This is a genomic window from Paralteromonas sediminis, from assembly GCF_003820355.1.
In the GTDB taxonomy this organism is placed as follows: domain Bacteria; phylum Pseudomonadota; class Gammaproteobacteria; order Enterobacterales; family Alteromonadaceae; genus Alteromonas_F; species Alteromonas_F sediminis.
The window spans coordinates 866872-889341 of record NZ_RPOK01000001.1 but is presented as its reverse complement, the minus strand read 5'-3'; the positions used below and the strand labels follow the sequence as shown (position 1 = coordinate 889341).

General features: G+C 45.3%; 19 protein-coding genes and 1 pseudogene. 11 read left to right on the top strand and 9 right to left on the bottom strand.

Annotated features, from left to right (window positions below):
• Nucleotides 1-28: 28 nt before the first annotated feature.
• The 8 genes from DRW07_RS04035 (at nt 29) to DRW07_RS04000 (ending at nt 10670) form a co-directional block, all read left to right on the top strand.
• The gene (locus DRW07_RS04035) at nt 29-1441 is read left to right on the top strand and encodes a lipopolysaccharide biosynthesis protein (RefSeq protein ID WP_124026581.1); all 1413 of its coding nucleotides are present in this window, start codon (nt 29-31) and stop codon (nt 1439-1441) included.
• A gap of 1 nt (nt 1442) precedes the next feature.
• On the top strand, nt 1443-2822 hold the full coding sequence (locus DRW07_RS04030) for an O-antigen ligase family protein (protein ID WP_124026580.1): 1380 nt from the start codon (nt 1443-1445) through the stop codon (nt 2820-2822).
• Nucleotides 2823-2824: 2 nt separating this feature from the next.
• Nucleotides 2825-3856, top strand: a complete 1032-nt coding sequence (locus DRW07_RS04025; protein ID WP_124026579.1) for a glycosyltransferase — start codon at nt 2825-2827, stop codon at nt 3854-3856.
• 213 nt (nt 3857-4069) lie between these two features.
• A complete protein-coding gene (locus DRW07_RS04020) occupies nt 4070-5191 on the top strand; it encodes a glycosyltransferase (protein WP_124026578.1) in 1122 nt (373 codons plus the stop codon).
• Nucleotides 5188-6618: a chain-length determining protein gene (locus DRW07_RS04015; RefSeq protein WP_124026577.1), complete on the top strand. Its 1431-nt coding sequence runs from the start codon at nt 5188-5190 to the stop codon at nt 6616-6618. The genes DRW07_RS04020 and DRW07_RS04015 overlap by 4 nt, the downstream gene beginning before the upstream one ends.
• Before the next feature lie 141 nt (nt 6619-6759).
• Entirely contained in the window at nt 6760-7893 is a 1134-nt protein-coding gene (locus tag DRW07_RS04010; protein WP_240630497.1) for a glycosyltransferase, read from the top strand.
• A gap of 1 nt (nt 7894) precedes the next feature.
• Complete coding sequence (locus tag DRW07_RS04005) at nt 7895-9724, top strand: sugar transferase (RefSeq protein WP_124026576.1); 1830 nt, start codon at nt 7895-7897, stop codon at nt 9722-9724.
• A 34-nt stretch (nt 9725-9758) separates the two neighbouring features.
• On the top strand, nt 9759-10670 hold the full coding sequence (locus tag DRW07_RS04000) for a gluconeogenesis factor YvcK family protein (RefSeq protein WP_124026575.1): 912 nt from the start codon (nt 9759-9761) through the stop codon (nt 10668-10670).
• A gap of 26 nt (nt 10671-10696) precedes the next feature.
• Here the strand turns inward: DRW07_RS04000 and DRW07_RS03995 are convergent, their stop codons facing one another.
• From DRW07_RS03995 to DRW07_RS03980, 4 genes are all read right to left on the bottom strand, one after another.
• Nucleotides 10697-12931 carry a hybrid sensor histidine kinase/response regulator gene (locus tag DRW07_RS03995; RefSeq protein ID WP_124026574.1) on the bottom strand — a complete coding sequence of 745 codons (2235 nt, stop codon included), beginning with the start codon at nt 12929-12931 and terminating at the stop codon, nt 10697-10699.
• A gap of 127 nt (nt 12932-13058) precedes the next feature.
• Nucleotides 13059-13598, bottom strand: coding sequence for an isochorismatase family protein (locus DRW07_RS03990; protein WP_124026573.1), 540 nt, complete (start codon nt 13596-13598; stop codon nt 13059-13061).
• Between the two features lie 39 nt (nt 13599-13637).
• Nucleotides 13638-14687 carry an N-acetylmuramoyl-L-alanine amidase-like domain-containing protein gene (locus DRW07_RS03985; RefSeq protein WP_124026572.1) on the bottom strand — a complete coding sequence of 350 codons (1050 nt, stop codon included), beginning with the start codon at nt 14685-14687 and terminating at the stop codon, nt 13638-13640.
• 178 nt (nt 14688-14865) lie between these two features.
• Nucleotides 14866-15393, bottom strand: a complete 528-nt coding sequence (locus DRW07_RS03980; RefSeq protein ID WP_124026571.1) for a heme NO-binding domain-containing protein — start codon at nt 15391-15393, stop codon at nt 14866-14868.
• Nucleotides 15394-15533: 140 nt separating this feature from the next.
• Between DRW07_RS03980 and DRW07_RS03975 the strand changes: the two genes are divergently transcribed.
• Nucleotides 15534-16883 carry a YjiH family protein gene (locus tag DRW07_RS03975; RefSeq protein WP_124026570.1) on the top strand — a complete coding sequence of 450 codons (1350 nt, stop codon included), beginning with the start codon at nt 15534-15536 and terminating at the stop codon, nt 16881-16883.
• A gap of 78 nt (nt 16884-16961) precedes the next feature.
• Here the strand turns inward: DRW07_RS03975 and DRW07_RS03970 are convergent, their stop codons facing one another.
• From DRW07_RS03970 to DRW07_RS18505, 4 genes are all read right to left on the bottom strand, one after another.
• Entirely contained in the window at nt 16962-17666 is a 705-nt protein-coding gene (locus tag DRW07_RS03970; protein WP_124026569.1) for a glycosyltransferase family 2 protein, read from the bottom strand.
• Between the two features lie 71 nt (nt 17667-17737).
• Nucleotides 17738-19993, bottom strand: a complete 2256-nt coding sequence (locus DRW07_RS03965) for a YgiQ family radical SAM protein (RefSeq protein WP_124026844.1) — start codon at nt 19991-19993, stop codon at nt 17738-17740.
• A 119-nt stretch (nt 19994-20112) separates the two neighbouring features.
• On the bottom strand, nt 20113-20442 hold the full coding sequence (locus DRW07_RS03960) for a hypothetical protein (protein WP_124026568.1): 330 nt from the start codon (nt 20440-20442) through the stop codon (nt 20113-20115).
• 393 nt (nt 20443-20835) lie between these two features.
• Nucleotides 20836-20964, bottom strand: a complete 129-nt coding sequence (locus DRW07_RS18505) for a hypothetical protein (RefSeq protein WP_276310702.1) — start codon at nt 20962-20964, stop codon at nt 20836-20838.
• Nucleotides 20965-21175: 211 nt separating this feature from the next.
• Between DRW07_RS18505 and DRW07_RS03955 the strand changes: the two genes are divergently transcribed.
• Complete coding sequence (locus DRW07_RS03955) at nt 21176-21622, top strand: hypothetical protein (RefSeq protein ID WP_124026567.1); 447 nt, start codon at nt 21176-21178, stop codon at nt 21620-21622.
• Here the strand turns inward: DRW07_RS03955 and DRW07_RS03950 are convergent.
• Nucleotides 21619-21801: pseudogene (locus DRW07_RS03950) on the bottom strand (LytTR family transcriptional regulator DNA-binding domain-containing protein); the annotation flags it as partial. The gene DRW07_RS03955 and the pseudogene DRW07_RS03950 overlap by 4 nt on opposite strands.
• A 221-nt stretch (nt 21802-22022) precedes the next feature.
• Here DRW07_RS03950 and DRW07_RS18250 point away from each other — a divergent pair.
• Nucleotides 22023-22169 carry a hypothetical protein gene (locus DRW07_RS18250; protein ID WP_165870389.1) on the top strand — a complete coding sequence of 49 codons (147 nt, stop codon included), beginning with the start codon at nt 22023-22025 and terminating at the stop codon, nt 22167-22169.
• The last annotated feature ends 301 nt before the right edge of the window (nt 22170-22470 follow it).

Genomic DNA, 22470 nt, shown 5'->3' with positions numbered 1-22470 from the left:
ATAGAAGTACAAACCGCGGGGCCAGGTTGTGATCCACTTATCAAAGGCTATTCAGCAAAACGCGTTCTACGCACTGGGCATTGTTACTATGAAAAGCATTTCTTTGTTTATGCTGCCATTTGTCGCTCACGCACTTTCAACAGAGGACTATGGTCGAATGGAGCTGTTAACCAGCTTTGGCGCCATTGGTGCCATCATCGTGGGTTTTGGCTTGCTCAACACCTTGTTTCGCTTTGCTGGTGATATGAATGATAAAGCTTCAGCACAACAAGTAGCGGCGGAAATATTTGGCATTAACGTCATGGTGGGTGCCGTTACCTTGTTGGTGGGTTTGCTGTTCTCTGATGCCTTAGATTCCATCATCCCTGGTGAACTAGGCCAATACAATATTAAGATAATGGTGGGCATTATCGCCATTGAAGGCTGTATTGCTATCCCTTTGGGCTGGCTAAGAATGACAGATAAGGCCGCAACATTTTTCATCGTTAGCCTGTTGCGTGCGCTGCTTCAAGCAAGTCTGACCGTACTCTTTCTCAAACAAGACAAGGGACTAACGGGTGTGATGGAAGCTGGTCTCATCGCCGCATTGATACAAGCATGTGTACTCTTTGTCATTCAGATAAAGCAGTCGGGCATTGTTTTTCTCTCAAACCGAGCTAGAGGCCTATTAATCTACAGCTACCCTATGGTTGGTAGTGGCTTATTGGGATTTGTACTCAGCGGTTTAGATCGTTGGCTATTGACTGGGCATATGGGTACTGCAGAAATGGCGACTTATGCCATGGCGGCGAAATTCGCCATGATCGCAGCCTTGCTGCTGCAACCCTATTTGATGTGGTGGTCCCCGCGTCGCTTTCAGGTACTTAACCATGAAAATGGGATAAAAAAGGCGGCACAATTTGCTGCATTAGGCAGTGTTTTTTCTATGTGTATTGCTGTGATGGTTGGGCTAATAGCCCCTATTTTAATCGAGTTTTTACTCCCGCAGCGATACTGGACAGCTAGCCAGTATGTTCCTTGGTTAGTCATCTTGGTAGTCATCAAAGATTCTGCCGAACTGCTTAACCTTGGCTGTTACACGGGAAAGTCAACGCAAGCTCAGTTTCTGATCAATCTGTGCGGCAGTGTTTTTGGGCTGGTTGGTATGTGGCTGTTGATCCCATGGTTCGGTATTTGGGGAGCCATTGCAGCACTCATAACAGCGCAGCTCATTCGCTTGGTACTCTACCTACTTATTAGTCAAAAGAATTTGTATCTTCCCTACCCAAGCAGACGCCTTTTGCTCTTTGCTCTGGTTGCCTTTAGCCTGCTGATTATGGGCACAGAGGTACAAGGCTTGTTGGAAAAAACGGCCTCTATGATAATCGCATTCACTATTATGTTGGTAGCGTTGATAAAGTCTCGTTTACTGCCTCAACGGGCATTGCTAGTGGCCAAATAACATGCAGATTAACACTAGCCGTTATCAAATTATTATCGCCAGCACGTGTTGCCTACTAATCGCCCTTGGTTGGTATATTGTGCCCCACCCTGCTGTTGCGGCAGTTGTGTGCCTGCTGCCCATACTATTTGTGACTACTCTTCAGATCCCATTTTTTATTATTCTGATGTTTGTCATTTTTTCATTCTTTCGCATACACGAAGCGTTTCCTGCGCTTTATCCATTGCGAATTCCACTCTTATTGGCTGCCGCATCACTTGCTGTATTGAGCTGGCATATTCTCATTACGGAAAAAATTAAGCCTTACTGGCGTCCAGAAATGACATGGCTAGCGGTATTTTTTGTGTTGGTAAGCATTGGCGTATTGGTCGCAGTGAACCGTTCTGTCGCCATGACAACCTACACCGGTGTATATGTAAAAATTGGAATAATGACCCTGGCTGTGGCCTGGATGACAAGAGAAGCCAAAGACTTCGCACTGGCTTCCAAACTCATCGTAATCGCAGGGATTGCCATTGCTTATGTTGCGCTTTACAACCAAGCAAACGGCATTGGTCTGGTTGAAGGTACGCGCGTCACCATAGGCCGGGATATTCGCTCCAATTTAGGCGATCCTAACGACTTGGCCTTGGTACTCATGTTTCCTATGGCGTTTGCTGTGAGCCTGATATTTACCCCAAATATAGGTCGCTTAGCACGCTTATTAGGGTACGTTGGCGCGCCGTTACTATTTTCTGCCGTTATTGCCACACAAAGCCGCGGCGGATTATTAGGAATAATGGCCGTGTTCGCCTTGTTCGGATACCGTCGGATAAAATCAAAAGTGCTGTTTTTTTCTGTGGGTGGCATTGCCATGTTTGCTCTGCTCGCTCTGGCCGGTATATCAGAAAGAGCCTCAGGTGGCGCGGCTGAAGAAGGCATAGACGAGTCAGCGATGGGCCGTCTATATGCCTGGCAAGCAGCGTGGGGAATGGCACTTGCCAGGCCGTTGACGGGCGTGGGTCTGGATAACTTCTACCACAACTATTTCTTTTATTCGCCGCACTGGGACGGTAAAAACCATGCAGTACACAGCACTTGGTTCGGGGTGATGGCCGAAACCGGTTTCTTGGGACTGATAGTTTTTATCATCCTCATAGTGTCACTGTTTAAGTCTGCTACTCGTTCGTTGCGGCTCATAGAGTCGTCCTCAATCACTGCACCTGGCGTGCATGCAGCGTCTCAAGCCGTACTCGCTGGACTGTCTGCAACGTTAGTCTCTGGCACTTTTTTAACACAAGGCTTCACCTGGCCACTTTATATTCTGTCTGCTTTGGTCATTGCTATTGCACGCTGGGTAGACACCACGATCCCTTCTTCTCAACATGAACAGGAGAACTGAACATGGAGATTTTGCAACATCCCCCCGTGTCAGAACGCAACGCGACAACAGGACGCATTTTTACAACATTTAACCACGCGCCAAAAAGCATACATAAACAGAGACTGCGATATTCAATAACTCGGTTGGATGCTTCTATTTCGCTACTAGCACTGTGTTTTCAATACCTAACGTCCAACAAAAACGATACCTTCGTATTTAATGGTGAAGCTAGGCTGATTTCTTTAGCTTGTCTGCTCAAAGCCCTTACTCTGGGGAAAAAAGCCAAGATCATTGCTGTGGATATGGTGCTGCGGCTACCCTCAACCCCCCAATCAAAATGTCTGGCATGGTGCAGAAAAGCACTTTGGAAACAGGTGAATCATTTTATCCACTATTTTAAAGATGTACGAGGCTACACAAAGCATTTCGGCATTGATGCAAATCGCAGCCATTATGTGCCATTTAAATCAAACATCTATATGGAGGCGTCGGTGTGCGCTCCTGAGGAAATCCCAGCAGGACACTATATATTTTCAGCGGGCCGCTCCTTACGCGACTACACCACACTCATTGAGGCAGCTCGTATAACGGGACTACCCACGGCTATTCTATGCACCTCTGAAAGTGATTGGGATGCCCATGGCACTAAAGTCGATTTATCTGATCTGCCTGACAATGTTCGCATTATTAGCGATAACGGCAGTAAAACCGGATGGATTGATGGTTTAAAAAATGCCCGTATTGTTGCTATCCCCACCTTGCCTAACTCTATTTGTGCATCTGGGATTGGTACTTACCTCGATGCTATGGCACTGGGCAAGCCCGTTATTATCACCAAAGGTCCTGGCGCAAATGATGTGCTTAATGAGGAGCTTGTTTGTTTTGTACAACCTGCGTCTGCTAAAGATATGGCCAATGCCATGCAATCGCTTTGGCACAATAATGAGAAAGCTCGTTCACTTTCAAAGAAAGGCCGAAATTACGCGCTTTCACTGGGTGATCACCATGCACTCATTGAACGTGTACTGTCAGCGTCCATTCAGCTTTCCTAAACGCATTTCGCGCCTTAGACGGTTTTTGCAAATTGATTCACGATTTGCAAAAACCCAGCTAACAACACCGAACACGCCCACCCTTAAATAAAGTAACGCATTGTTTTACATAAAGAATAATGTATTGGCCCGTTTTCTGCTGTAACGGGAGTAAAGGAAGGCGAGAAAGCGAATACCTAACTTCTGGCCAAACTATTAAAAGGTGGAATGATTATGCAACGGGATCTGATTGTTTTTGGTGAAGACTGGGGCGGATTGCCCAGCAGTACGCAACATCTTATTTCTCACTTGGCAAAAACACGCAAAGTCTTATGGGTCAATTCTATTGGTTTGCGCCGTCCGAAGTTGAGCAAACACGATATAAAACGCCTTTGGCACAAGCTGTTAGCATTTGGAAAAAGCACTGTAAAACCAAGCTACCAAGGCCCTTGTCCGACATTAATTGTTAACCCCATCTCCTTACCCGTGCCACGCTACCAATGGGAGAGAGCCTTGGCATATAAACTGCTCCAGTGGCAACTAAAAGCACTCATGAAGCAACATGGTATTTGCGACCCCGTTCTGTGGACGTCTCTCCCTACCGCTGTAGATCTGGCTGGGAAACTTGGTGATCGAGGGCTAGTTTACTATTGTGGTGATGACTTTTCAGCGCTTGCAGGGGTAGATCACACTATTGTCAGTCAACGTGAACAAGAGTTAGTAAAATCAGCCAACCTAGTTATTACTGCCAGTGAAAAACTGGCAGAAAAACACACAGGTTCGCACACTCAAGTACTCACCCACGGTGTTGATTATCAGCTGTTCTCAACGCCCACTAAGCGAGCGGCAGACCTGCCCAATGACGGCAGACCTATCGCGGGTTTCTACGGTAGTCTATCGGCATGGATAGACTTGGAGCTTTTAAAGGCGGTAATCGCTCAGCGACCTAACTGGCATTTTGTTTTTATTGGTAAACCCAGCGTAGATATCAGCCAACTTGCTCAATTGGAGAACACCCATTTTTTAGGCGAACGCGCTCACCACTCACTACCTGGATACAGTCAGCACTGGAATGTCAGTTTGTTGCCGTTTCGCGACAATGCACAAATCAGAGCATGTAATCCGTTAAAACTGCGGGAATACCTTGCAACGGGCACCCCGGTTATCAGTACGGCATTCCCTGCACTGTCGCCTTATTTAGACTATGTAGAAAAAGTCGCAACAGCCGACCAATTTTTAGCAGCATTGGACAAATACAAACACAAAACGCGGAATTATCAGCAAACGCTGAGCGTGTCTGAGCACGATTGGTCAGCAAGGGCGGCACTAGTCTCTGGATGGCTGGAAGCACTATGAAGTTGTTTAGTCATCGATTATATGTGGCCATTGACGGCGCGTGGCGACGCCGCTATCTCATTGTTGTACCGATTTTTATTTTGCCCTTTGTCGGATTAGCCATCGGTATGTTAAGCCCAAAGAACTATGCTTCTCACACCACTATGCTGGTGCAGGAAACCGCTAAGATGAACCCCTTTTTAGAAGATCTGGCGGTTTCCGCCATGATCAAAGAACGCATGGCCGCGTTGGACACCTTGCTACACAGTCGTTTTATTTTAAATGGTGTCGCCGAGAGCCAAGGTCTGGTGAATGAGAACACGTCACCAGCAGAAAGAGACAGGATCATCAATAAGCTGTCTTCTTCACTGACGATGAAAATCCCCGGCAAAGATCTGATCCGCATTGACTACAAAGCCTCACGTCCCGAGGGAATGAAAGACATGCTGGAGTCGGTGACACACCACTTTGTTGAGCAATTAATGGCCCCAGAGCGCTCTTCTATGACAGACTCCACCGCGTTTTTAGTGGAAAATTTGGAAGTGCGCCGACAAGAACTCGAGGCCGCTGAAACAGCATTAGCGCGATTTAGAAGTGAAAATGCGGCGCAGTTACCAGAATTGCATAGCAGTACCGTGAGCCGATTGGCAGAACTCAAACAACGTCTAACCGAACGTCAGGCATTATTGGCTGGTGCTAAAAAGAATCTGGGCGGTATTGGTGAGCAATTATCAAAAACCAACCCTGTGTTGAGTAGATTGGAAGAGCAGATTGTTAGAATCCGTGGCGAACTTGCCTTGCTGTTAGCTAGATACACTGACAAACACAGCAAAGTACAATCAGCGCAACGCACATTAAACAGGCTGGAAAGCGAGCGGGCGAAAGTGATCAGTGATACACAAAGTACAGACATGGACCCAGATAAATTATGGGCCATTGCCAGTAATACCACATTGTCTGCTGACCAAAACACCCAGCCCTTACTGGTATCTCAACTGGAAAGCCTGCAAGCCACACGTGGCAAAGTAGATTCACTCAGTGAAGAAGTGCTGTCGTTAACTAGCAGTATCGAGCACCTGCAAAGCCAAATATCACAACTCGGCGAAAAAGAGCAGCAACTGACCAAACTGGAGCGCGACCTGAAAGTAAAACGAAAGCTTTACGAAAACTTATTAGAACGTCATGAGATGGCCAGACTTACCGGGTCCTTGGGATTATTTGAAAGAGAAAAGCGTATTAAACTTATTGATCGCCCATTTACTCCGTCCGGACCAACAAACCTGCCAGTGTTCATTTTCATTATCGCAGGGATTTTTGGCGGATTGTTTTTGGGGATTGGACTAGCAGTCATCGCAGAACTCAGTGACAGTACCGTTCGCCGTAAAAGCCAGCTGGCGCTACTTGCCAACGCCCCTGTTATTACACGCCTTCCCCACTGGAGCAGCTAGCACCTCTTATTTTGAAAAACCAAACGCATTGCAAAATGCGAAAACAGAAAACAAAAACCCTTTAAGACAATGTTTTTAAAGGGTTTTTATTTTTGGCACACGAGATGCAATATGTCCTTACAAGTAACAGAGGCATCAACTATGACGTTAATCGACTCAACAATGAATAAGCGCATGACAAGCAAACAGAACGCTCACCCTGCATGCTCTGTGGCACAAGTTATTCAGCATTTAAGGCCCGGTGGCATTGAAACCATGGCACTTGATTTAGCCAATGCGACCCCGGATAAAGACGCTACTTGTCTGATAAGCCTAGAGGGAGACAGGCATAATGCGTTGTTGCACTGGCCACGACTAAACACATTCGATGGCCACTTAACGTTTCTTAATAAAGGTCAAGGTTGGAAACCAAGTCTTATCCTAAAGCTGTATAAGCTATTCAAAAAAAATGGCGTGCGTGCTGTACATACTCATCATATCGGTCCGCTTCTTTACGCAGGTATTGCAGCAAGGCTGGCGAATATTGACACTATTATCCACACCGAGCACGATGGCTGGCATCTAACTGCTCCGCGCCGCCGTTTGTTGCAAAAGCTGGTTATTAGACTGGTAAAGCCCGTACTGGTTGCTGACGCCAAATTGGTGGCCAGAAACATGGAGAAATACTTAGGTCTTTCACCCGATCACGTCATATATAACGGCATTGATATCTCTCGTTTTTGCCCAGGCGACAGAACTGCAGCACGTCAGGCGATGAATTTACCCTTGGATAAAAAGGTCATTGGCTGTGCGGGCAGACTGGAATGGGTGAAAGGCCAGGACCTCTTAATCGATGCGCTCAGCGCAATGCCACGCAATATTCACCTCGCATTGGCGGGCGACGGAAGTCAGCGCCAAGCGTTAATGCAAAAAGCCAAACAGTTGGGGTTAGCTGACCGGATACACTTTCTTGGTTTGGTTGAGGATATGCCCAATTTTTACCGTGCGCTTGATGTGTTTAGCCTGCCCTCACGCGCTGAAGGTTATCCACTGTCATCATTAGAAGCCCAAGCATGTGGTATACCCACTGCGGTTACCGATGTGGGCGGAGCGCGAGAGTCATTGTGCCCGCTCACAGGCACACTTCTACACCCCGAATCCCCTGCCCATATGGCCAAAGCGCTAGCCTGGTGTTGTTACGCAAATTTGCGAATCACGCCCAGAGACTTTGTTGAAGAGTGCGGTGACGCACGCCGCATGCACGCCGCCTACGCACAGCTAAGAGGAGGCATTTAATATGTTTCATTCATTACTGTTGTTCATTACTACGCTAAGTATATTTTTAGTAATTTATCACCACATTGGTTACCCCATCATTTTAAAACTGGTTGCCAAGGTAAAAAACAGCGAGCCGCTACCTTTTCAGCCCAGAAACTACTGTTCTGACAGTAACGAGCATGTGCCGAGTATTTGCATTGTTATTCCGGCGTTCAATGAAGCGCAGTGGGTATCCGACAAAATAACCAATCTTGCGTTTCTTGATTACCCCAGTGACAAGCTACAGGTGGTATTGGCCTGTGATGGTTGCACCGACAACACCGCACAAATTGCCAGAGAGTGTGCAGCTCAACCCTTGTGTACCGAGCTTAATATTACCGTGCTTGAATTCACAGAAAACCGCGGAAAGGTAGCCGTTCTCAATGATGTGGTTTCGCGAACACAAGCAGATCTTGTAGCATTAAGTGATGTATCTGCACTTATCTCAGTAGATGCTCTGTTGATTGCTGCCGCGCACTTTGAAGATCCCAGAGTCGGCGTCCTCAACAGCTACTATCGGCTGTTGGAACCGGGCTCCATTGGTGAGGAAAATTACTGGAAATACCAGTGCGACATAAAAGCAAGAGAAGCATTGCTAGGTTCAGCACTCGGTGCTCATGGTGCGTTTTATATATTTCGCCGGGACCTTTTTGAGCCACTCGACCACGATATCATTAATGATGACTTTGTGTTGCCCATGAAGATAGTCGCTAAGGGCTATATCGCAGCTCAAGACAACCGTATTCACGCATTAGAGCTGGAAAAGTCCAATGACAACTTAGATAAAAACCGACGCCTGCGGATTTCAGCGGGCAATCTACAGCAGCTGTTAAGACTGAAATCGATACTGTCACCCAAATATAAAGGCGTGGCATTTGCTTTTGCATCCGGAAAAGCACTGCGTGTGATGATGCCATTTTTAATGATCATAGCTTATTTCGGAGCAGTTGCACTTTCTGCTACCCATCCGTTTTTCGCGCTAGCTGCGGTGGGACAAACGCTTCTTTATGGACTGGCCGTGTATAGTCAGGTTACACACAGATTAGTAGGCAACAAACTCGTCAAAACGCTTAACTATATTTTGTCTGGCTATTACGCAGGCCTTAGAGGCGCTTTGCATTACATTTCTGTTAAGAAACATGATCCCTGGCGTCGCGCTAATGTGAATGTGCAGGCAGGAAGAAATAGCTTGTGGCTCACCCATATGGGTAAACGCATGTTTGATCTCGTCTTTGCCACACTGGGTTTGTTGCTTACATTACCTTTATTTCCAATCATTGCACTGGCCATAAAGGTAGATAGCGCTGGCCCTGTCATTTACAAGCAGACCCGTGTTGGGAGAGCCCATCCTAACTACACAGAATTATTCAGCATTTTAAAATTTAGAACCATGACGCATAACGCAGAAAAGGTGTCTGGCGCTGTATGGGCGAGCAAACAGGACCCTAGGATCACTAAGGTGGGCTTGTTTCTAAGAAAAACGCGCCTGGATGAACTGCCTCAGTTTATCAATGTGCTAAAGGGTGAAATGTCACTGATTGGTCCTCGTCCAGAACGTCCGGTGTTCTACAAAAACCTAATCGACGCTATCCCCTTTTATGCAGAACGTACCTATGGTGTGCTGCCCGGGATATCAGGACTGGCTCAGGTTACCTTGGGTTATGACACTGATATTGAAGATGTTAGGGCTAAAGTTGGGTTGGATTTTAGCTATTCCATGTCACTGTATCGTCCAATCACATGGCTCCTGATGGATTTAAAAATAGCCCTATCAACCCTAGTAGTCGTGATAAGTAAAAAAGGTCAGTAGTGCATCGCATTGCCTGTTATGAGGAGAATCATCTATGAACGTCGTATGTATTGGTGGTGGTAAAGGGTTAAGCTCTGTATTAAACGCATGGTGCCAATTAGGAGCCTCGGTCACAGCCATTGTGGCGACTACCGACAATGGCGGTTGCAGTGGCAGATTGCGCAGCGCAGGTAGTCCGGTAGCCTGGGGCGATCTGAGAAAAGCCCTGATAGCCACTACATCTAATCACGATAGTGTGTTTGAAGCCATGTCGCATCGCTTTGCATCTCTAGGAAACCTTAGCGGACACTGCACCGGTAACCTGATGTTAGAGGCGCTTTATCAACAAACCGGTAGTGTTTCTCAGGCGATTGAAATCATGGGTAATATGATAGGTTCGCAGGCCAGCGTGCTGCCTATGTGTGAGCATCCCGCTGACCTTCTTGCTATTACACAAAATGGTACTTGTATAGCGGGTGAAACCAACATTGATGCACTGCCGTCTATGCCTGCACAGCTCATGCTCGATAAAGAGGTGCAAGCTCCCCAGACATGTATAAACGCCATTAAAGACGCCGACCTTATTTGTATTGGGCCAGGCAGCTTGCTCACCAGCATTATGCCGGTTTTATTAATGCCAGATATTCAATCTGCGCTAAAAACGACAAGCTCAACAAAGTTGTTTATCCACAACATTGACTACGAAAAAGGGCCGGCATCACGCATTGAGCCAAAAGAGATTGTGCAGTGGATAACATCGCATTGCGGAAAAATGGGTATCAATGCTGAGCTTAGCCGGCACCTGTTACTGGTAAACAACCACAGTTATAGGCTGCCAAGATCACTGCAAAGCGTGATTGCAGGTAATGATACCAAGCACGAAATTGCGTCTTTAGTGTCGGCATTAACCTATGTGTCTAAAACACTGACTCAGGTTCACAACCCCGCACTGTTCAATGCATTCTAAGATTGAGTTTCGACAATATGGCGTTTTTATACAGACCCGATATTGTCGGTAATTGCATGTTTTAAAGTAGTGGCCGACACGGGCTTTTGCAAAATGGGATACTGGCAATCGCTTAGCGCACTGGCAGACGACACGCCGGTAATAATTATCGCGGGAATATCGCTTCGGACGCGTTTAATAAGATCGATGAGTTCATTACCCTGAATGCCACCACGCATAGTTTGGTCTGACACAATAATGTCTATATTGTCTGCGTTACTTTGAGCAAACGACAAAGCTTCTTGGGGATCGCAAAAGTCATAAACAATGGCCCCTTGGGATTCCAGAGACGCTTTATTCAGTGCAACCAAATCACGCTCATCATCCACAAAGAGAATACGCACACCGGACAATGATGTTGAAGGCTTAGCATGGCGCGGTTTTGTTTTCTTCTTCTGTTCTTTCGCTTTAGGGAACCAAATTGAAAAGGTCGAGCCTTTATCCAGTTCTGATTCTACGGTTATGCCACACCCGTGCTTGTCACAAAAAGCGGCAACAGAACTCAAGCCCAGACCGTGGCCTGAATGATCCTCTCTCAATGTATAAAACGGCATAAAGATATTATTAAGCTCGCTTTGCGCTATCCCTTTGCCCGAATCAGACACTGAAAATACCAAATAATCCTCTGCGACTTTGGGTTTGCAAAAGGTATAGGTTTTAAGTGCATTAAAATGACGCTCATGTCTGGTTTTCACCGCAATTTTGCCCGATGCACTGATCGCCTTATGCGCATTAATGATGAGATTTAGCGCCACGTCGGCAAACGCATTTTTGTCACACTCGACGTATAAATCAGCCATACAATCCACCTGCAAATCTATACTGCTGGGAATAACATCTTCGTACAAGGAGGCTTCCTGACGTAAAAAGTCATCCAATTTAAAAATTTCCAACGAAGGCGAACTTATTTTTGTAGTTTTTAACAGCTTCTGAGTAATGCTCTGCCCTCTGTTTACTGCATTAGAGGCTTTACTGAGCAGTTTGGCGTATTGACCCTCTTTATCTTTCAATGATATCAGCTCAACACTGGCACCCAGAATGCTCAATATATTATTGAAGTCGTGACAAATACTCGCAGCCATTTGCCCTGCGAGTGACACCTTTTGTGCATTTAATAATTCCTCTTCTCTGGTTTTCTTTTCGGTTATGTCATTTTGAAAACCGATGTAATGAGTAGTTTCGCCGTTTTCTACCAAAGGAGAGATGATCAAATTATTCCAATAAGGCTTTCCCGACTTGTGATAATTGATAATTTCAACATCAATATTTTCATCTTTCGCAAGGCCATTTCTTATCTTCTCAACGGTATTTTGGTCGGTTTTGTCACCATGAAGCACCCTTGCCAGGTTCATACCAGCAACATCATCTATGCTGTATCCAGTGATTTTGGTAAAGGCTTGGTTCACCCACTCCACTTCTTTTTGTTTGTTACAGATCACCACACCCGTGGCTGGCGTCTGAGCGACTTTAGACAGTTTTTGAATTTGCCTGTTGAGCTTAATGAATTCGGTAATATCCTGAAAAATGCCAAACACGCTGGTTGGCTCTCCGCTTGAGTTTCTAGATATTTTCGCCTGACTTCTCACATGCCGTATTTCTCCGTCTGCACGTATAATCCTTAAGGTAAATTCCCATTCACTTTGCTTCGTCAGTGCTTCTGACACTAACTGACTAACCCGAGGCGCGTCTTCAGGGTGATAGAACGCGATAGCGCTATCGACAGTCGGTGTGTAATTTTGTTTAGTTACGCCATGTATTCGATAGATTTCATCGGACCAAAACAACTCGCCAGACTCAAACTCAACACTCCAGTGCCCGACTTTAGCCATGCCCTCTGACTGCCTGAGCAATGTTGAGGCTTTTTTGTCGTGCTCTTCGAGTGCCACTTTTTCATCACAGGGTATGGCAGAGGCAACCACATCTCCCTCAGAGTCCAGCCGCGCCGTCCATTCAAGCCAGACATAGTCACCCGTTGATTTTCGATACCGGTTACGAAAACCAATAACTGGCTGGCCATGCACCAGTACAGCGGCAAAGGCCTCTTCAGTGGCCTTAATATCGGCAGGATGAATCAACTCATAAAAAGGGACTTGTTTTATGTGTTGCAGAGGAATACCCAGTAGCTCTTCCCAGTAGGTATTTGCATATAAAAATTTAGCCTCTTTTGAGGCCTTAATAACTAACGTATTGAGATTTTCAAGAATTTCACTGTGTTCTGACAACCAAAAGCTCCCTTGATGAATTGCTTAACACTTAAGCCGGGCGGCAGTGTCCATTCAATTACTAAGGGTAGTTTACTTTTTGATTTCCCACCAAATATTGATGCTATCCGACATCATAGTGCCGTTTTCACTTAATCTTTTCTAATACCGCCTTAAAGTATGGTGACTGACTGGTTGTAAGCAATTCATATACACACATTTCAACGCTAGTTATTAACGCCCCTTGCTCTCTTAAGTTTTGCACCGCTAAATCTACATTGGCCTGCAGTCTTGACGCTACGCAATCAGACACAAGCGCAACGTCAAGTTGCTCCTTTAGCAGGTCCCGTGCAGTTTGATACACACAAATATGCGCTTCTATCCCTGCAACCAACCAGTGTTGTCGGTTAAGGCTAGTGATGTAATCGCGAATAGCCGGCTCACCCAAACCACTAAAGGCAAACTTCTCAAAGTAACGTGCATTTTGCAGGCTGGCTGTAATTTCGGGTACTGTTGCACCTAACCCTTTGGGGTTTTGCTCAAGCACAACAACGGGTATCGACAGAATCTGGCAACATTCGATGAGTTTAATGGTGTTGGCAATGCATTGCTCACTCTTGTTTACCAGTCTGGCCAGCTTACCTTGTATATCGACGACCAGCAGTGCCGTATTCTCAGTCGTTTGCATGGTTTGCCTCATGTGGTGTGTGACTTCAGCGACCGTTATTTACATATTACTTAATTTATCTTCAACCTGCTGCTGTGTTAAGTAGGTATGTTTACGGCCTCGCATTACGATGGGAGGAATAGCGCCATCAAACTTTTCAGCCAGGTTGCTGATGGGTTGCTCTCTGAGCCGAAGAAACTTAAACCCTAACGTAGCAGACTTGCCTTCAGCTTCACGTTCCGCTGCTGTTTCGTTAAACTCCTTTGCCAAGGCAATGAGCCCCTCTTTTCTCACCGCGGGTTCAGCTGAATGGATAACATTTACCGTGCCGTCTTCTTCCACTTTAATTACCCCCACATGCCCTACCCAGGCATGCTCACCTTTTCCGCGAACAAAATTGACAAGATCACCTGTACTGAGGTGCTGAGCAACTTGATCGACATGGGCATTGGCAACATACACCTCATCAATCGTTACTTCATCCACAGGTACATCAATACCAAACTGTTTGGCAAAAAAGCGTTCTTTGTTCACAGTAAGCTTGTAGTGCCCCATTGTGTCTGCGCCGGCAATATCGGTAATATCCTCAACCAGCCAGCGGTTATTTATATTCCAGTCATACTCGGTAAAGTGATTGCGGGTAACCACACTCACTTCCCCCTGGTTATAGCGAATATGCTGGAGCGTAGTAAAAAAGTCGCCCCAGTTATCCGATAGTCCCATGGCATAGGTGTGCTCAGCAAATACCACACAATCGCTTTTACTAAGTTCAAATAAGGGTTGCGCATCGTAAGGTTCAAATGGCGCTTCGCCGAGCAAATAGATGTCGTAAGGCTGACCAATATTCTTCTCTGCAATCATGCCAATACGCTCACGTAAATCGGGTTCAAGTTGGTGTAACACCTGTAAATATTGATCGGTTTGGCGGGGTGACAATTCGTACAACTGAGTATGTTTAATAACCTGATATTCTTCCGGCGTAATACCGACGTCTGTGGCAATTTGTATTTCTTCAGACGTTAGCGGCGGCAACTCTTTCGCGTTATCACAGCCACTCAATAAAGCTGCTAACAATGAAATGCTGATGATAATGATACTTGCTTTTTGCATGGTGAAAATGCCTTATTTCGCTTCGCGTTGACAACCAAACACAACCTCGATGACGTCAATCTATAACGATGTCTTCCCCATATCAAGAATATTTAACTCGCCAGAAGGAAACATATTAGAATACATTATTCAAACAAGGGGGTAATAAAACGCATTCGAGGAGTGCGTGGCATCGTACTTATTTTGAGAGAATAAATAAGGTACCTGACTGATAAGGTTCCGATTTAATAGATGCCTTTTCGCCAAAATGATTAAGGCAGCCTTGCATTAGGCCATGTGCCAAGTCGTCGAAATGCCTCGACGACCGATACACTATTTTTAGCGTTTTTTCGTCCCGTAATAGCGTCTCAAATCGTGGTAAGTTGGCATCGGGATGCTGTCTTTGCACTTCTGGATGGATAACAGAATCAACATCAGCAATCATGGTAAAGGCGTCTTTGTAGTTACTCATAAACGGAGAGGGGAGCCGAACTAATTCACCAAACAAAAACACCCCGAAATCAAAGATAATTTGAGAAACGTCCATTTCTGTCAGTTCGCTCAACACCCTAACCTGCTCGACCAGCTCGTCATGGCTGTAATAGCCATTAACGGTGTAAATGCCCTCTGATGCCAAATGGCTATTGCTAAGCACTTGCTCTAACATGTCAGCGCCAAACACGGTCTCGACCATTCGGTTAAATTTGTAAAATATTATACCCTTCATGATTTGGCGCTTCTTTTATCGTTAAAATGAGAGATTCCCCCCCATTATTTCCTTAAGTGTAGACAATGAGTAAAAAAGCCGCATAGATACTTTCCTTGTTGTATAGTTAAGTGGCTTTCTGCTAACAAGGCCTATCCTTTATGGGACAAAAAACAATCAACTCTGGTCCCGTACTCAAGGACAAACTGGCATTCTTTTTAGCCTCAGCTATTGGCATGTCTTTTCTTATATTCCCGGTACACAATGGTGAATACATTACGATCCCGATGGGTATATTGACGGATGCATTAACTGCTTTTATCGGCGATATTGTGAAATACGTGGCGTTGGCGCTGTGTATGGCATCTGCTTTACTGACCACTTACTTCCAATGGTTTGATAGAGCACCTAGGTCTGATTTGATCGTTCGTTTATTTCGCCCAGGGCACAGTTGGACGTTAATAAGAATTCTCGGTGCTGTTTTTTGTGTTTCGTTAGTTTATCACATAGGGCCAGAGTGGATTTGGGGAGAGTCCACTGGCGGCGTCGTCGTCAATGATCTGTTTCCGCCCATGCTAGTGACGATAGGTATTGCCTGTTGTGTGCTGCCTTTCCTTACTGAATTCGGCTTAATGGAGTTTATTGGAACCTATTGCGAAAGATATTTTAAACGCCTCTTTAAAATACCGGGTAGAAGCGCGGTAGATGCTGTCGCTTCTTGGCTGGGAGGGAGCGCAGTGGGCGTGGTTGTGACCAGTAACCAGTATGAACAGGGGCACTATACTGCAAGAGAAGCCGCCATCATTGCATCTAACTTTTCTATCGTATCGATAGCGTTTTGTTATGTCATCACAGATGTATTGAATATTCAGCAGTATTTTTTCTCTTTTTACGCAGTTTTAACCTTGTCGGGTATTTTATGCGCCATGATTTTGCCCAGAATTCCGCCGCTCAGCACTAAGTCTAATGAATACCTCACTCAGTTAAGCCACCCCGACCGAGATGATGCACATTTGTCTGTACACAATCGGGCACTACAACGGGCCTATGTGCGCGCTAAAAGTGCGCCGGGTCCCACTAATATTGCACGAAGTATCGGTATCAATATCAGTGATATCTGGCTAGGTATGGTGCCGGCATGCGCGTTCATGGCTACCGCATTTTTGGCCATGGCTGAATACACAGACTTTTTTAAAACCATTGCCATCCCGGTGATGGCTCTGTTATCACTGCTGCAAGTAGAATCGGCTGATGTTGCTGGTGTGTCAGTAGTGATTGGCTTTGCCGATAACTTTTTGCCGGCACTGATTGCCGCCGATATAGAATCAGAGGCAACGCGATTCGTAATTGCGGTGGTGTCAGTGGGCCAATTAATATTCCTGTCCGAAGTCGGTATCTTGTTATTGCAATCGGCCATCCCCCTTAAAATACTCGACCTGTTGTTGATTTATATTTTAAGGACCATCGTGATACTCCCGGTCGCCATTATTGCGGCAAATTTGCTGTTTTAAACAAGGGAGTCTACTCACTCCCTTGATAGCATCTGTAAATCAGGCCCGTTAATTTATTTTACAGCTGAGCATAAGTCATCACGACTTCTTAATCTCATCACTCCATTTTTGCTCAAGGTGTTTGCACTGAAATGTAACATCGGCAAAGGCTTCAACATTTAACGATGCTAAATCTTTGAAAAAATAATTGTCATCACACCCTCTGGCAGGGTCTTCAACTCGAAATTCAATTTTTTCTAATACAGACCTATGAATAAGCAAGCAGCCTAAACCTGCCCCATTTATTTTAATAAAGGTGTGTCCTTTCAATTCAAACAGAAAGATCGGTCGCATTTTATCTTTGGGCGGAAGAACATACAGCACAGGTACGTCACCTTGATAAAAAATATCGCCTGTTTCTGTCTTTATCGTCTGATATCGACAATAAACCGCTGAGGTGACTGCTCGTCTGTGAGACATCAATCGTTCAATGATGTTTTTGGGTGGGATCACATCCTGTTCAAGAGATAGAAAATAATCATACCCCTCATCTAACACTTTCTGCCGAAGTATATTTCTAGACTGTGCTAATCGCTTTTTAACACCCGGAATATATTGGTCCCTTTTGGCTTGCAGGCCATGTGACTGTATTTGTTTTTCGTATCCGGGCTCTTTTGAATTATCCACTAACAAAACGTCATAATTGTCGTACGACAATCCATTGACTCGTTTGGCGTATTCTTCCAAACAATAGCTTTTGCCCGAATAGGTTGGACAACCTACCAAAACTTTTGGGTTTGCCATTCATTCGCCTTTTTAACGTTGCTTTTTTTATACTAATCTAAAGGATGACAGTAACGCTACCCTCTGCGCTTTTATGATCTTGTCGCCTTTCGCTTATTCGCTTTATTATTTTTTTCCCTATTAAAAGGCTGATCATCACTAAAGCGCGTGAGGCCTTTTTGTGCCTTTCCTTTTGCGTAAGCTTTGTTAACCGAGCGCTTTGCATGCTCTTTGTGTTTTTTACCTTTAAGTTCATCTCGCCCTTCAGGCGGTACCAAGCATCGGCCACTATGACCAATTAAATGGGCTTTCCCCATATCCTGTAAGGCTTTGCGTATCATTGGCCAGTTGGCGGGGTCGTGATAGCGCAAAAAGGCTCTGTGTAAGCGACGATGGATTTCACCTTTGGGCACATCCACTTGTTCGCTTTTGTGATTCACTTTATGTATCGGGTTCTTATTGGTGTGATACATGGTGGTAGCGTTGGCCATGGGCGAGGGATAAAAGTTTTGAACCTGGTCCAGTTTAAAATTGTTGGCCTTCAGCCATAGCGCTAGATTGAGCATATCTTCATCGGTAGTACCGGGATGGGCCGAGATAAAATAAGGGATCAAATACTGTTCTTTGCCCGCTTCTTTGCTGAATTTGTCAAACAGCTCTTTGAAACGATCATAGGTGCCCATTCCGGGCTTCATCATTTTATCCAATGGCGCCTTTTCGGTGTGCTCCGGCGCAATTTTTAAATACCCTCCAACATGATGCGTCACTAATTCTCGTACATAGTTAGGGTCTTCAATGGCAAGGTCATAACGCACACCTGAAGCAATCAGGACTTTTTTCACCCCTTCTACATCGCGGGCCTTTCGGTAAAGCTCAACGGTGGGCGTCTGGTCGGTATCGAGATGACCGCAGATACTTGGCCATACGCAAGACAAACGACGGCATGCCTGTTCCGCTTTGGCACTTTTGCAACGCAATTGATACATGTTGGCAGTAGGGCCACCCAAATCAGAGATCACCCCTGTAAAACCTGGCACCTTGTCACGAATTTCTTCAATTTCTCTGATAATAGATGCTTCTGAGCGGCTTTGAATAATCCGTCCTTCGTGCTCGGTGATAGAGCAGAACGTACAGCCACCAAAACAGCCCCGCATAATATTAACGGAGGTCTTGATCATGTCATAAGCAGGGATCTTGGCATTGCCATAACTTGGATGAGGCACGCGTGCGTAGGGCAAATCAAATACCGCGTCCATCTCTTCTGTTTCAAGCGGATACGCAGGCGGATTAATCCACACAATCCTGTCACCATGACGCTGGGCCAAAGCCCGTGCACAACCGGGGTTAGTTTCTTTATGCAGAATACGAGAAGCATGAGCATACAGTGTCTTTTCTGCGCGGACCACATCATAGGCGGGCAACATGACGTAGGTTTTTTCCCATGGCTTACGACGCTGCTTTTTTGCAGTATGAGGCTGAATAACAATGGGTTTGGCTTCTGGTGTTTGTGCAGTCTCATTGTCTGCGGTCTGAGACACGGCGCACGTTTCTTCAACGTATTCATAAGGACTCGGTATTGGGTCAATCTTACCAATGACATCTACATGGGTTGAATCCACGCCCTGCCAACCAGGTAAAGGTTCTTTTCGCAAAACCGCCGTGCCCCTTATATCTTGCATTTGCTCAAGGGTTTCGCCCATGGCAAATCGATGTGCTACCTCAATTAAGGGGCGCTCAGCATTACCGAATATTAACATGTCGGCTTTTGCATCAAACAATACTGACCGGCGTACTTTGTCTGACCAATAATCATAGTGAGCAATGCGACGCAAACTCGCTTCAATACCGCCGATAACCACAGGCTTTTTGTACGCTTCTTTACAACGCTGAGTATAAACCGTGACCGCCCGGTCAGGACGCTTTCCACCCACGTTTCCAGGGGTATAGGCATCATCATGGCGCAATTTCCTATCTGCGGTGTAGCGGTTGATCATAGAATCCATATTGCCCGCAGTAACACCAAAAAACAGATTAGGCTCGCCTAAATCCATAAAGGCATCTTTGCTGCGCCAGTCAGGCTGAGCAATAATCCCCACTCTAAACCCCTGTGCCTCCAATACCCGACCGATTACCGCCATACCGAAACTGGGATGATCCACATAGGCATCGCCCGTCACTAAAATGATGTCGCAGCTATCCCAGCCGAGCTGGTCCATTTCTTTGCGAGACATGGGCAAAAACGGCGCGGGGCCGTAGCATTCAGCCCAGTACTTGGGAAAAGAGAATAGCCCACGTTCCGCCTTCATACGGTTTTGTGGCTTTACTCTCAAGGTATTTTTGGTTTGCATGGTGGGCATGGGTTGATACTGGCTAAATGATTTGGATACACCCTGTGAGTATATCACTCAATAGGCGCATTTACCCCTTTTCAGGATTCAAGGTTAGGACATTTGTGTGGGTTAGAAAATCAACCAAACCAGAGCGCGGTAAGCACCATGTTATCGGTCAGATAAAGGTGCCACAGTAACTCTTCTTCGCCGTATTCAAAACTCACTTTCCACAATAACAAATTGCTGTTTTTCTTGTTCACGTTACCCAAGTACGTAAATGACAACGCATTGCCAAGAGGCTCAATCGCCTCTTTTACAGCATCGTTAAATGCATCACTTGGTGGTATGCAAGCATGGGGGTTACCATCAAAGATGCTGAGCAACTGCGGGTAATCATTTTTTACGTGGGCCTCGACAACACGCTCTATAATCGGCTGTGACGCCTTTTCCAATGATGTCTTTCTCAAGTGACACTGTCTCCATATTGCATTTTAGTGTCGTCTCCGCTTGTTACTTTTCAACTACGTTACCTTTGAATTCTAGTTAATTGCCATAAACCTGCAAACGGATATTGGCAAAATGAATTAATACCCTGTTAAAGCTGCTTTAATATCAGTGCCCATTTAGCAGGCACTTCAACTTTATCACTGTTTTGTTTAACCCGACCTTGCATTAGCATTTGGAATTCAGCCATATCGGCAGGAAGGCTAACACTCAAGCTACCGAGGTCAGTCTTTACACAATCGGTTACTGCTGAGCAATAATCGTTTTGTATTATGAAGCCACGGCAACAATGGCATTTGCACTTACAACATTGCTTGCCGGTATTATTCAATAATTTTTATGTGAGTTTTAGCGTATTAAGCACCGTTAACAATAAGAATCGCGACGTTAGCAATGGTCTTACTGTTACTGATCACTCTCGACTTACATTCGGTCTGGCAATCATTAACATTATCCGCGTCAGACACAATTTCTGATGTAAACATATAACTTACAACCGTAGGTTTCCCTTTATTTTTATGGCCATTTCTTTGCGACTGGCCTTTTTTTATCTGCGCTTACCTCAGTTTGGCTACCAGTTAACCCTGACTTCTTATCCTTGGTCACAATCAACTTCTTTTCTCTCTCTATTACGATTTACATTCACATCGAAGAAACCATTCGACGTTTATAATTTGCGCATTCAAGGGGAGTTCTATGAAGAAGCGTTTTTATGTTTATGCCTTTTTTTTCTCATTATGTGGAATTGGCTTTTTTTGGCTGTTTATGAGTCAATCAGGGCCAGAATCAGAAGACACCTTACAAATGCAGGTGTTTCCGTCCATATATTCTGTTGAGGAAAAACTGAAAAGAGGCAAGTCTGTAAGTGCGACACTTGTTGATGAAGACAATCGTCATTTTATGTTGAAAGAGTGGTTTCCCGAATACGATATCGTGATAAAAAAAATAAAAGATGGGCAACCGATAGAAGCAATGTGGTCAGGTTCGTCCGGAACGGTTTATCAACTGTTCTTTGAAGACGGCCATAAAATCATGTTTAGTGATGCCGTTAGCGCGGAGGGCGAATCGAACCGTTTTGTCGCCATTTTCTGGCTGATATTAGGTGCGCTGGTGGTTATTTGGGCGCTAAGAAAAGCGCGCTAATTCATCAGTTCAGCGAGTTTGTGTTTGTTTGTGCGTGAAAGTGTTAGTGTTTCACCTGTTTTAAGCAGCACAAGATATTCACCTTTGTCATTGGGACGAAGTTCACTGACACTGCTTCTGCGAACAATGCTGGAGCGGTGTATTCGCACGAATATTTTGAGGTCCAATTGGTTCTCGAGGGCGGATAAGCTGACCTAATTTAGTTGTGCAGAACATTTAGCGTTGCGTTGATGTTTGAAATCGCTTGAGCTTGAGAATGAGATACGGTGATCACCGTCTTGTTCAAATTTTCCATAAGTACACCTTCCATTTATCGTTTAATAATAAATTGTGATAACCACAGTGCTTCGTCATATTCGCCAGTTTTTAGCGATGCAACAAAGTGTCCTGAGTCAAGGGTATGATGGCAGATTTTCTGAAAAACAATCTTCTTTCTGATGTGCAGATAAAAACTTTTGGAATTTTTGACTTGATAAAGGTAAGTGAGTTTGCGCTTCATACAGTGCCTCGTTATGGCAAAGGTATGTGGCAAAAAAGAAACCCCTAATATAAGGTGCAATTTTTATATTAAAATCATGGAGTTATAGTATATGGCAGAGAGAGGAATTAATCAAAAACACTTTTGGCGTTTTTGACCCTTCGGGCTTCGCGCTTGCGCGCTCGTTTCAAGTTGCTATCGCAACTTGTCGAACCCACCACTCGGCTACTCGTCCGTCTCCTTCCTGCAGATACAAAAAAACCGCCTTGCAGCGGTTCTTTTGTATCTGGCGGTGGATGTAGTCATCAGCTAACTAGTCTCTCCAAATTTCCCTAAAAACAGTGAAAGAACTGGGAATTTCTCGCTTCCT